This window comes from Vibrio sp. LB10LO1, assembly GCF_010092875.1.
GTDB lineage: Bacteria > Pseudomonadota > Gammaproteobacteria > Enterobacterales > Vibrionaceae > Vibrio > Vibrio campbellii.
In genome coordinates this window covers 20,233-32,577 of the sequence record NZ_JAADJW010000027.1, presented here as the reverse complement: position 1 = coordinate 32,577, position 12,345 = coordinate 20,233, and the positions used below count along the sequence as shown (strand labels likewise).

At 47.7% G+C, this 12,345-nt stretch carries 8 protein-coding genes; 7 read left to right on the top strand and 1 reads right to left on the bottom strand.

Features of this window, described 5'->3' with window-relative positions:
• The first annotated feature begins 289 nt into the window (after positions 1–289).
• The 7 genes from GXP65_RS17930 to GXP65_RS17905 all read left to right on the top strand — a co-directional run bounded on the left by GXP65_RS17930 (position 290) and on the right by GXP65_RS17905 (position 11,288).
• Positions 290–2,176: a methyl-accepting chemotaxis protein gene (locus tag GXP65_RS17930; RefSeq protein ID WP_045371492.1), complete on the top strand. Its 1,887-nt coding sequence runs from the start codon at positions 290–292 to the stop codon at positions 2,174–2,176.
• A 234-nt stretch (positions 2,177–2,410) separates the two neighbouring features.
• The gene (locus tag GXP65_RS25495) at positions 2,411–3,349 is read left to right on the top strand and encodes a hypothetical protein (protein WP_038890415.1); all 939 of its coding nucleotides are present in this window, start codon (positions 2,411–2,413) and stop codon (positions 3,347–3,349) included.
• Positions 3,350–3,524: 175 nt separating this feature from the next.
• On the top strand, positions 3,525–5,516 hold the full coding sequence (locus tag GXP65_RS17925; protein ID WP_162093398.1) for a peptidase U32 family protein: 1,992 nt from the start codon (positions 3,525–3,527) through the stop codon (positions 5,514–5,516).
• Positions 5,517–5,558: 42 nt separating this feature from the next.
• Positions 5,559–5,945, top strand: coding sequence for a hypothetical protein (locus GXP65_RS17920; protein ID WP_162093397.1), 387 nt, complete (start codon positions 5,559–5,561; stop codon positions 5,943–5,945).
• Between the two features lie 512 nt (positions 5,946–6,457).
• Positions 6,458–9,577, top strand: a complete 3,120-nt coding sequence (locus GXP65_RS17915) for a hydrogenase expression protein (protein ID WP_162093396.1) — start codon at positions 6,458–6,460, stop codon at positions 9,575–9,577.
• Positions 9,578–9,784: 207 nt separating this feature from the next.
• The gene (locus GXP65_RS17910) at positions 9,785–10,426 is read left to right on the top strand and encodes a methyltransferase domain-containing protein (RefSeq protein ID WP_162093395.1); all 642 of its coding nucleotides are present in this window, start codon (positions 9,785–9,787) and stop codon (positions 10,424–10,426) included.
• Complete coding sequence (locus GXP65_RS17905; RefSeq protein WP_162093394.1) at positions 10,419–11,288, top strand: hypothetical protein; 870 nt, start codon at positions 10,419–10,421, stop codon at positions 11,286–11,288. The genes GXP65_RS17910 and GXP65_RS17905 overlap by 8 nt, the downstream gene beginning before the upstream one ends.
• Before the next feature lie 26 nt (positions 11,289–11,314).
• Here GXP65_RS17905 and GXP65_RS17900 read toward each other — a convergent pair whose 3' ends face one another.
• Positions 11,315–12,319 carry a glycosyltransferase family 2 protein gene (locus GXP65_RS17900; RefSeq protein WP_162093393.1) on the bottom strand — a complete coding sequence of 335 codons (1,005 nt, stop codon included), beginning with the start codon at positions 12,317–12,319 and terminating at the stop codon, positions 11,315–11,317.
• Positions 12,320–12,345: the final 26 nt, after the last annotated feature.

Sequence of the window (12,345 nt, the reverse complement as noted above, 5' to 3'; positions counted from 1 at the left end):
GGCAATATATCGGTCACGTCATATGCTTGATATTTAATATGAAATATACGCCCGAATAGTAAGATCTCCATCACACTTTATAAAAATACGAATTATTTACAAAGCGCTAGAGAGCGCCTTTCTTTTAAACAAGTTAGCGCAAAAAGGCAAAGCACTGTGTTGAATATTTGCGCATTAACATCAGTACCACTCAAATACGCGACATAGATCTGAATTTATTTTGACCACTAAAATATAATGTCGCTGCTAAATACCTATTTTTATAAATATAAGAGCCAACTATAACTTTATGCTTAAAAATCTATCTCTAAAGAACAAACTGGCGATCTCCGCCAGTGCTGCCATCATCCTCGGGGGAGTGTTGGTGGAGGGGCTGTCTTTCCGTGATGCTTTGCAAAGACTTGATGTTGAAGTCGCTCAGCGCCTAGAAAGTACTAGCGCATCTTACAACCAATACGTAAGCGACTGGCTACTATCGAAAGAACGTGCACTCACATCGCTTTCTCAAGACGCTGAAAAATCAGCGATTGTGACGCACCTTAAGCAGGTTCGCGATTCTGCCGCGTTTGATAACGTCTTCCTTGCGTATCCAGACGGTTCTCAAGACAACGCGAATGGTGTTGTATTGCCACCGGGTAACGATGACCCTCGCCAATGGGGTTGGTACACCAACGCAATCGCAAACCCTTCGAAAGTCTTTATGGACAATCCAACCGTTGCTGCGGCAACAGGTGCAAACGTAGTGTCTTTGGGTAAAGCACTCCAGCTTCACGGTCAAACCAGCGTGCTAGGTGCAGACGTGGAAATCGGTGACATACTAAATAGCCTGAACCAAGTGATTCTGCCTGGTGAAGGTTATATGTTCATCGCCAACGATCAGGGTAATATCTTTACCCACAACAACAGCAAGCTGCTTAACCAGCCCGTGAGCAAGCTGGGCTTAAATAACAGCGACATCGTCGCGGCTGCCAACTCTGGACAAGAGCGCACCATCTCCATCAACGGTAAAGACTTCGTGGTTTACGCGAAAGCCATCGATGGCACCAAATTGACCACAGTAACGGTTCTGGATAATGACTCTTTGGTCGCCCCACTTTACGATGCCGTTTGGGGACAAATCATCGCAACTACGATTGTGGTGATCATCTGTGTGGCCTTGTTTAACCTACTGTGTAACATCCTTTTCCGTCCGCTTTATAACGTGTCAAATGCCCTATCGCAAATCGCCAATGGTAGCGGTGATTTAACTCAGCGCATCAAAGTTGAGAACCGTGACGAAGTGGGTGAATTGGCAGAAAACTTCAACCAGTTCGTTGCCAGTCTTCAGCAACTTATCGGCCATATTCGTCATCAAGCGGAAAACTTAAACGATCAATCAGAGCTGAGCACGAAACGTGCAAACCAATCGGTTGAAGAGCTTAACCACCAGCAACAAGAAATCACGCTTGTGGCAACGGCAGTGACCGAAATGGCCTCTGCGACGCAAGAAATTGCTTCTCATGCCGAGCAAACAGCGAAAGTGGCGCAGGACTCGTCCGTAAGCACACAAAACGGCCACTCACTGGTAGTGAACACCAAAGACTCGATCAACAACCTGTCTTCGGAAGTGAACCAAGCCAGCGGTGTTATCAGTGAACTGAACCAGCATGCTCAGGACATCAATACCGTGCTATCGACCATTCGTGACATTGCTGAGCAGACCAACCTACTTGCATTGAACGCTGCGATTGAAGCTGCACGTGCAGGCGAACAAGGCCGCGGTTTTGCTGTGGTTGCGGATGAAGTTCGTGTTCTATCGCAACGCACTCATACATCAACAGAAGAGATCAAATCCACCATCGAAACGCTACAACGCACGACTCAGCGTGCTGTTACTTTGATGGAACGTAGCTCTGAACTGGCACTGGGCTCGGTAGAAGATGCCGACCGCGCCTCTCAAGCCTTGGATGAAATCAACTCGGCAGTAGCAATGATCAGCGATATGGCTACCCAAATCGCCACCGCCGCAGAAGAACAAACCCACGTGACCAATGAAATCACCCAGAACGTTACTTCCATCAAAGACGTCACGGATCACTTGGTTATCGGGGCAGAGGAATCGATGAATCAGTCGTCTGAGCTGAAATCTCAAGCAGAAGATCTCAATTCGAAAGTGGCAACGTTCAAACTGGCGTAATTCTCGCTTCAAACCTCAATTCCAAACCCCGCCACGTTGCGGGGTTTGTTGTTTCTCCCTTGTGTAAATTGGGCTTAAATTGACCCGAAAGCCCCAAAAAACCGTACATAAGAGCAATACCATCGACATCATCACCCATCGACATCAGCAAGCTTCTTAGAGAGCGAGATGGGCAATATATTTCAGGGAAACGGCTTTTTAACCTTATTCAGGAACACTTGAAGGGGTGCGCTTATGAATCTTATGGACCTACCCAAAAAACGGGGCAAATGGAATCTAGAACTGTGCAAACAAAGTGCGGCGAACTACAAAACACGTACAGCGTGGTGTGAAGGATGCAAAGCAGCCTACAGCGCGGCCTACCGTAATGGATGGCTCGACCAATGTTGCGCTCACATGCAACGTGTCGGCGTCAAATGGACATACGACAAGTGCAAGCGAAACGCCAAACAATACCACACTCGTTCAGAATGGAATCACGGCTGCAAGAGCGCCTACCACGCAGCAAGGAAAAACGGTTGGATAGAAGATTGCTGCGCTCATATGCTCCCTTCTCGCACCGGTAAGAAGTGGACCTTCGAAACCTGCTCAGAAAACGCAAAACGATACGAGACGCGCTCCGATTGGCAGCGAGGATGCAGCGGCGCTTACAACGCGGCCAATAGAAATGGATGGTTGGATGACTGCTGCACGCATATGAAGCCCATCGAATTGAAATGGGATTTGGCCGCCTGTGTCAAAAGCGCGCGAGCTTTCGGAACACGCACCGAGTGGATCAGTGCCTGTAAAAGCGCTTACCAAGCAGCCAGAAATCGAGGTTGGCTGGAGCAGTGCTGCGCTCATATGGGCGCCCCGAGAACACAAAAGAAATGGACGCTCGACGCTTGCATCCGAAGCGCGGCAGAATACAAAACCCGAACAGCATGGCAAGAAGGATGCAGTGGCGCCTACTTCGCCGCTCACCGCAATGGTTGGATGAAAAGGTGCTGCGCCCACATGCGTTCTGCACGTTCAAAATGGACGCTGAAAATCTGCAAAGGCAGTGCATCGTACTTCTCGACCAAAAAAGATTGGTTACGCTGCTGTCGCGGAGCTTACAACGCCGCTCATCGCAACGGTTGGTTAAGTGAATGCTGCTCGCATATGGCCAGACCTCGACCACGAGCAGCCTAGCAACCAGTAAGAACAACTCACTTGATTTCACCGCTGCAACAGTGCCCTTACTCGTTGCAGCAGACCCGTCACGAACCAATAATTGATTCAGATTAATAAAGCGTTAATCAGTCCAACATTAAAACCGTGAAGCACATAAAATACGCGTCCTATTTTACTGAGTAAGAGCTAACGAGTGACACGCGATCAATTTGAGTTATTAGCGCCGGGCGGCGATCTGGATTCCATCAAAGCAGCCATTGCTGCGGGTGCCGATGCTATCTACTGCGGACTGGACCGTTTTAATGCCCGCAACCGAGCCACCAACCTCACCTTAGATAACTTGAATGGCGTATTACAGCTTGCGCATCAGCACAACTGTAAGATCTTCCTGACTCTGAACGTGTTGATTCTGGAAAGCGAAATTCCAGCCATCGTGCGTTTGCTCAGCCAATTAAACACCACCGCGATTGATGGCGTGATCGTGCAAGATCTTGGTTTGGCTTACATTCTCAAGAATCATTTCCCAGATCTAGACGTACACGCTTCAACCCAACTCAACACGCACAACGAAGGACAGATCTTGTTCCTGAATCAGTTGACGGCAAGCCGCGTAAACCTCTCTCGTGAACTGAACATCAATGAGATCAAGCATCTGGCTCAGTTTGGTCGTGAGCATGACGTGATGATGGAAGTGTTTGTGCACGGCTCTTACTGCATTGGTTTCTCTGGCATTTGCTACATCAGCTCTGCGCGCAACGGCGCTTCGGGCAACCGTGGTCGTTGTAGCCAGCCTTGTCGTGAACAATACGAAACCACCAAAACTGGCAACAGCTACCCTCTCAACATGAAGGACAACTCGGCATTTGGCGATTTGGAAGCGCTTGCCGATGCGGGTGTGTATTCGTTGAAAGTAGAAGGCCGCATTAAGAAATCTCACTACGTGTACACCGTAGTTGATAACTGGCGTAAACAGATCGACCGCTTGTGTGATGGCGTAGAACTGTCAAACGACACCACAGAGTTGTACACCGTATTTAACCGCGATTTCTCTAACGCATTTTTGCAAGGGGATTTCGGTAAAGCGATGTACATCGATAACCCTCGCGATCACGCTGTAAAACACTTCTCAAAGATCTACAAATGCGAATCCGCCGATGATGTGCAAGGCGTGAAGAAGAAGCTCTACGACGACAAAACCGCAATCATTGAGAAGGTTGCAGAGAAGACGCAAGATTTTGATGTGACTTCAACGCAAGCCTCTGGCAGCAGCCTAAAGGGCGCGATTGATGTACCGACTTTGCCGACGCTGCCTCAACCAGCAATGCGTGAAGGCGCTCCGAAGCTATCTGTCTTGATTTCATCAGCAGAAGACACCGCACTATGCGAAGACAGCAATGTCGATGTGTACTTCCAGCTACCAATGGGATTGGCAGGTGAACTGAATGCGATGCTTGAGTTGTTCCAAGCAAACCCAAGATTGAAACCTTGGTTCCCTGCTATTTTGATTGGTGACGATTACCAAGCCGCACGAGCATTCTTAGAAGCAGTGAAGCCAGAATTGTCGATCACCAATAACTCTGGTGTGGGCATTTTGGCTCAAGAGCTGGGATTAGGTTGGGTTGCAGGCCCGCAGATGAACACAGTGAACTCCTACTCGTTCAAATGTTTGCAAGAAGAGTTCGCCGCAAGCGGTGCGTTTATCTCTAACGAGCTGAACATGAAGCAGATGCGCCACATTAAGCGACCGCACAGCATGCGCAGCTACTACAGTATTTACCACCCGAACACTCTTCTCACCAGTCGCCAGTGTTTGTTCCAACAAACCGAAGGTTGCCGCAAGATTAAGGTCAACAAAGGTTGTTTGAAGCGTTGTGACAAGCGCACACCGATCATCAACCTAAAAGACAACCCGTATGTGGTGCAAAAACAAAAAGGCAGTCACAACTCGATCTACAGCGAGCACAACGTGTTGAACCTAAAAGTTCTGCAAGATTTGCCTCAACTGTTAACTGACGTGTTAATCGACCTGCGCGACATCCAGACAGAAACTAAAGTCACGATGACCAAACCTGAATTGATCGATGCCTTTACCGCTCTGCTGAATGAACATAATGAGCAGCATGCTGAAGCACTTAATACCGTGATTCACCCAACGGCAAACGCTCAATACTTGAAAGGCTTGTAACGGAATCTCATCAGATTCAACCGCACAATTTATGGAAGACTTATGCACCCAATGAAGCAAGAAACACTGAGCTACTTTGATGATTTGAACTACAGCGTGATGGCGCAAACGGAAGAGGTTTATGAGCTCAAACAAAGCCGTACGGGTTTAACTGTTGAGCTTAACTTCTCTGTACTTGGTAAAGGCAAATTGCCCGCAGAAAGCGAACAGAGAACCGATAAGAAGCTGTACTTCATTGATATTGAAGACATCGAACGCATTGGTTTTGAAGCACTCGAACCTTTCGTGGTTGGGCTTGGTGAGCATTGCTCTATGGTGGTGTTTGAAGAAGAGTTCTTTGAACAAAGCATGAAAGAGATGTGGATGTTCCTATCGAACGATCCGCGTGATCGTGACGTCTTCAGCGACAGTAAGTTTTATCGCGCTTAACCCTTTCAAGGCGATTTTGCTCTTGATTTTCACCTCTTGGATGGCCGTTTTGAACACCAAAATCGCCATCCAATTTATCCCGCTTATTCTGACTCTGTACCAACCTATTTTTGGGCTCAAGATCTACTTTTCTCATCGTATTAGCAATTCATTTTATTCGCCCCAACAATGCTCTCCCACACAACCAAAAGCATTAATCAAGTAAATACTCTAGCCACTAATAATTGACATCAATATTCATCCCAATCAATAAATTAGCTTAATTTATAAACCTGGGTGCATATGATGATTTTTTTCTGAATCGACCTTCAAATTTTGAGTTGTTTCTTTTCATTTGTAACTGGGTGTAAGCAAAAAATATAGATGATTTCGGCAGTGGTTAGATCAAGGGCCTTCCCTCTCTTTGTGACATTTGCTTAGTGTTTGAAGTCCTCGCCGGAAATCCCTCACGAATAGAAAATCAACAAGGACAGTCACTTAGCTTTTTTAAAGCGAGTGATGAGGATTCAACAATGAAGAAAACAACAATCAGCTTGATGGTAACAGCGGTGCTCATGGGTTCCCCAATCATGGCCACCTCTGCTCTTGGTGCAACGCAAGAAAACGTTATAACAGCCGCTCAAAGCGAGTCGGTCTCTGCCACGATAACCGTGCCACAGGTTGACCAGTGGTACTCACAAGCGCAGATCGATTTGAAAAATATCTCAGGCCAGCAATTAGACTTGGCGGACGCAGAGATTTGGGTAACGTCAGACAAAGACGCGACGGTGAATAGTTCATGGGGCGCACCTTTTAATGTCAGCAGCCCTGCTCCCAATACGTTTGTCTTTACTCATGACAGCACGTCACAAATTCTAAACGATGGTCAAACGGCTCAAATCTTCTTTGGTCTCAATGCCAGCAATGGTGATTACATCGATGGAAACGACGTGCACGTCGAGAAGGTAATTATCAAGAATGATCCTGCACTTCAAGGCAAAATCACCCTACAAGCACCAAATTCACCACACGCCAGCCTAGCCGCGGCATCGATTTTGGTCGAAGGTGAAAACTACAGTGAGACCGTGTCTGTCCCGTGGGGAAGCAGCTTTGTTCTGGAGCACCTCCAAGATGGCGAATATCAAGTCACCGCTCAAGATGTAACGAGCGAAATGGGGATTGCCCACGCCTCCTCACCAACCTCAACCGTGACTGTCGATAGCGATGCAACGCAGCCTAGTGTTTCCGTGCAGTACGACGCGTTTATCTACTATGCAAGCATCTCGCTCACCATGCCTGCACTGGATGACATTACGGCAAGCCTAACCACAGATGCCATCGTGAAAGAGGCAGGCACGCAAGACGTTGAACGCAGCCTAGTGGTGCCATTTGGCGGCGAGATCGACATCAGCAAACTGCTTGATAACCACAAATACGATCTCTCCTACTCATCTATTACGGTAAACAACGTGCTTTACCAACCGAGCGACAACCTCGATGTCTTGGTCAACAAAGACACGGCGACGGAAATCAGCACCAACATCGTTGAAACGCCTATCGCGAGTGACGACTTCACTACCGTTCAAGCGAGTATTGTCGACTTACCTCAAGAAGCGATGCCAATTGTGCTCAACCTTGTCGCGAAAGATGGCTCTAGTCGCTACAGCTACGAGATTACTAGCTCGCCATTCACCTTACCTGACGACGTTAAGCCGGGTGAGTACGACATCCAAATCGATTCGGTGTTTGCTGGAGACACGCGTTACGCCTATGACGGTGATGACTCTGTCTCTGTCACGCAAAGTGATGCTCCGTTGTTGCTAACGCTGCCATTCCGCGAAGCGATGAGCCTTGCAGTCAAAGGCTTCCCAGATTACGTAGCAAACGGCACGGTAACGAACGACAGCGAACAGACCACCAATGAAATCGGCGCAACCAAGGTCAACGCAATCTTCAAATATGCTGGCTTGAGTGGCTCTGGTGATCCAGGCGTGATCCTGCCGAAAGACGAGCTTCCGCTGCATAGAACCTACGCAAATGCACAAAGCGCTTCAGATCTTTCAGGCCATCACGTTCTGCCAGTGATGGTGGTTTACACCGCAAACGCAAGTGGTGGTGCAAGCTGGACAGACTTAGTCGATGATGAATTGCTCTACAAACATTACGCGACCTTCATTACTCAAGCTATCGCGGCGCAAGAGTACGCGGCTGGTGATGGCAGCTCGCCAATGTCGTTTGTGCTTAACCCAGACTTCCTCGGTGAACTACAGAAAAACCCAAGCCATGTGGACGATCTAAACCAAGCAGGTGCGGTCAATGTGAATGACCAACTAGCTCGTGCGTTGGATTACATGAAGACAACTTACGGTTATCAACCACCAGTGGCCGTGCCTGAATTCGAGAACACACTGAAAGGCTACATTGCGTCACTCAACTTCATCATGAATGGCTTGGCAGAAGACGTAACGTACGGCTGGCAAATCAACTTGTGGGCGGTGGGCTCTGCCAACTGGATTCACCAGACAGACGACCAATCAGCTGACAAAGGCCGAGAAGTGGCGAACTTCGTCAACTCGCTGGATGTTTACACTGGCACTTACCAACCAGATTACATTGTGTTCGATAAATATGAGCGCGATGGTTTCGGCTCAGAAGCGATCGCGAACTACGCGTACAACGCCACCAGCTGGACACGTTACCTATCATATGTGAAAACCATCAGTGATGGCGTTGAGTCTCCGGCCATGATTTGGCAAATCCCAGGTGGCCACATGCCGACTCAAGATGAAGGCAATACACTGATCAACGTTGAGCATGAGGCGTCTGGCGGATCTTACTTTATGGGCGATGCGCGCATCGGTACGGACATCAACAACGTACGTACTGGCCTACTCGACAAGCAACTCAATCCAACCACTTACAACGGTGCGAGTAACGTTCGCGAATTGCTAGAAAAAGATGCGGGCTACGACTGGTCTCATGTGGCTATGCAAGATCTACCGAAAAGCAACGTGTTTGCCTTGTTATGGGGTGGTGGCTCAACTACGGCGGTCGTTACCATTGGCTCAAACGGCACGGACAACGGCTGGCTAGATAACAAAGTAGACGCTTACGCGCAAAATCCAACGTGTTTGGTTGGCAACGATTGTGACGGCTCAATTTGGGGCGGTGACGGCGGCGATAAGCCACCAGTCGACAATAATCCACCAAGCGTTTCACTGTCTCCGAACTATCAGGTAAACAGTGGCGAAAGCGTAACCATCACCGCTAACGCTTCTGATCCAGATGGCGATGTGATTAGCTATCAATGGGAGGTTCCTTCTGACCTAACGGTTGTCGGCGACACCAATAGCGACACGTTAGTGGTAACGGCTCCGGTCACAGACCCAGACCTCACCTTCACGATTTCATTGCAAGTTTCTGATGGCGAGCTAAATGCCTCAGATTCGACATCACTGAAGGTGGTTGGCGATAACAGCGGTGGCGGTGATGGCATTTGTGCCGATATTCCAGAGTTCGAGCAAAGACAATATCAACCGGGCGAACAAGTGACCTACCAAGGCAACTTGTATCAAGCCGACCGTTGGACAGACTCGACTCTCACTCCTGCTGACCCATATTCAGGCTGGACCTTGATTGACAGCTGTTCGTAACAGTCTGATTAATCAGCGTTAACCATCTAAACTCATAACATTCGATACCGTCTTGATAGGCGGTATCTTTTTGTTTGTCCTCCAGAGCTACGTGACCACTCTAAATCTGCCATTCTGTCCTAGACTAATAAGAAGCCATGTAAAGCCTTGTTAGCTAATGCTTTTACTAGGCACTCTTAACATGCTTAACACTTAGAAAGGCAAAGGATGAAGATTTCAAAAGGCATTGAAGAACAAGGCATCCCCGTTGGCAATTATTACGACAAGTACAACACTCAAAACCCTATTGCTCGAAAGTTGATGCAAGGCTTCGACCGTAACTTAACGGAACTGGTCAACAACGTAGCACCACAATCAATACACGAAGTAGGTTGTGGGGAGGGCGTATGGGTACTCAAATGGCAGCAGCAAGGTATTGATGCCAAGGGCAGTGACTTCTCTCATCAAGTCATTCAACTCGCGAAAGAAAATGCTCTGTCTAGTCACCTAAAAGAAAACCTATTTGAACAGAAGAGTGTCTATGACGTTGAGGCAGCGCATGACTCTGCTGAGATGATTGTTTGCTGCGAAGTACTTGAACATTTAGAGCACCCAGAACAAGCCCTCATCGCACTCCAACAACTTAACGCCTCCCACTATATTTTCAGTGTCCCGCGAGAGCCACTGTGGCGAGTACTGAATATGGCGAGAGGAAAATACCTACAAGATGGTGGTAATACGCCAGGACATATTCAGCATTGGTCAAAACGGACATTCAAAGCACTGCTGTCCCAGCACTTCGAGATTCTTGAAGTGCGATCCCCGATTCCTTGGACAATGGTACTCTGCCAACGAGTCGAACATGACTAAGGAAAAAATGAAGCTCATCTTGAGATGGCTCGGTAGGTTGATTACTGTTTTTGCCATCGCGTTCGTACTTGCGAAAATCACTGATTATTCTCAGCAAATAAATGTAACGTCCCTCTCTTCTCAAACCTACTTCATTACGGCTTTATGCATCTTACTTTATGCGTTCGGTAACTTACTTTTAGCCCGAGCGTGGGGGCTCTTGTTGTCTGGTTTAGGCTCTCAGCTAAAGCGTAACTCCATGATTTGGGTGTTTGGATTGTCCCAACTCGCCAAATACTTACCGGGCAATGTTTTTCATTTCGCCAATCGGCAAATCCTTGGCGTGGAACAAGGCATCAACAACCATACCTTGTTGAAATCCTCAGCTTGGGAAGTCGGGCTAATGATAGTGACGGCGAGTACCTTCAGCACCTTTCTTATCACTTATTACTTCCCCGGCCTAACATTGCTCAGTCTTGTGTCTTTTTTCACTTTAAATGCCGTTCTAGCCGGTATTTTGCTGCGCATATCGAACATCAACTGTGTGAAAGCATTTGGGTTGTACCTGCTCTTTTTTACGTTGTCCGGTAGCTTATTTTCTGCGGTGTATTTGAGCCTATCTACTCACGATGGAGTTGGACAATGGAGCCTACTTATTGCTTATTTTGTTATCGCTTGGCTCGTTGGTTTTCTTACGCCTGGCGCTCCTGCGGGGTTGGGAGTGAGAGAAGCCGTACTAATCGTGCTATTGGGCACAACCGCACATCAAGAAACACTAATACTCGCCGTACTGCTTTCACGCATTATCACTGTTTTGGGTGACCTGCTTTTCTTTGCCATCGCTTCTTTTTATCGGCCACGACAGAAGATATCGACCAATTAACATTAACTCCTAACACCTTGCTGAAGCTATTCTCCTGAGCGCTTTCTCCGGTGCTCGAATTCGTTTTCCTCTTTGGTGTGTTCTTGCTTTTCTAGCTTCTCTTCCAAGACTTCAATTCGGTGCAATACCTTTTCCGTCAGCTTCCGGTTGAAACCAATTAAATCAGCAACTAACCCCATTAATAGCGTGATGAAGCCGAGAATCAATAACGTTGAGCCAAGCACCAAAGACTGCACATGACCATCGCCTGCTCCATGAAAGAAAAAGTACAAGAAGCGCATAATAGGAATCACACCACAGACCATGGCCACTAGGCCAATAAACAGGAACACCTGCAGCGGTCGATACATGGTGTAGACTCGCACTAACGTCGATACCGACATTTTTAAGAACTGCGGAATACTTTTGAATAAACGGGACTCTCGCGTCTTCTCATTGGTTCGAATCGGGACAGAAACCACATGTAAACGCTTGGCGCTGGCTTGAATCAACATCTCGATGGTGTAGCTGAAGTCAGAGACAATATTGATTTGCTGCGCTGCACTTCGGCTAATGGCACGAAAGCCACTCACCGCATCACTGACTGGTAATGCTGTAGCTTTAGCAATCACGAAGCTGCCAAACACTTGCAAACAACGCTTAAAAAAAGAAAAGTGTTTATTGCTGTATCCACCGCGATCGCCAACCACAATCTCGGCTTGCTGCTCCAAGATGGGCTTGACCAACAACGCAATATCTTCCCCGTTGTATTGGTTGTCGCCATCGGTATTTACGATGATATCCGCATGCTGGCGTAAGCATTCTTCCAGCCCTTTACGAAAGGTGTACGCAAGCCCTTTGTTACTGTGGTTAATCACAATGTGATCGACACCTAATGACTTCGCAACCTCTGCCGTACCATCGGTCGAACCGTCATCGATGATAAGAATTTCGACCTTATCAATACCTTCAATTTCTCGCGGTATGGTATGGACGACCGCGGCAATGTTATCCGCTTCGTTGTAGCACGGTATCTGGACTATCAGCTTCATCAAATCCCCTTCCTTATGCTAGAGCA

What these genes read in the sequence shown, in the direction of transcription:
- GXP65_RS17930 (WP_045371492.1), top strand. Translation starts at nt 290, where the DNA reads ATGCTTAAAAATCTATCTCTAAAGAACAAACTGGCGATCTCCGCCAGT.
- GXP65_RS17920 (WP_162093397.1), top strand. Translation starts at nt 5,559, where the DNA reads ATGCACCCAATGAAGCAAGAAACACTGAGCTACTTTGATGATTTGAAC.
- GXP65_RS17905 (WP_162093394.1), top strand. Translation starts at nt 10,419, where the DNA reads ATGACTAAGGAAAAAATGAAGCTCATCTTGAGATGGCTCGGTAGGTTG.
- GXP65_RS17900 (WP_162093393.1), bottom strand. Translation starts at nt 12,319, where the DNA reads ATGAAGCTGATAGTCCAGATACCGTGCTACAACGAAGCGGATAACATT.
- GXP65_RS17910 (WP_162093395.1), top strand. Translation starts at nt 9,785, where the DNA reads ATGAAGATTTCAAAAGGCATTGAAGAACAAGGCATCCCCGTTGGCAAT.
- GXP65_RS25495 (WP_038890415.1), top strand. Translation starts at nt 2,411, where the DNA reads ATGAATCTTATGGACCTACCCAAAAAACGGGGCAAATGGAATCTAGAA.
- GXP65_RS17915 (WP_162093396.1), top strand. Translation starts at nt 6,458, where the DNA reads ATGAAGAAAACAACAATCAGCTTGATGGTAACAGCGGTGCTCATGGGT.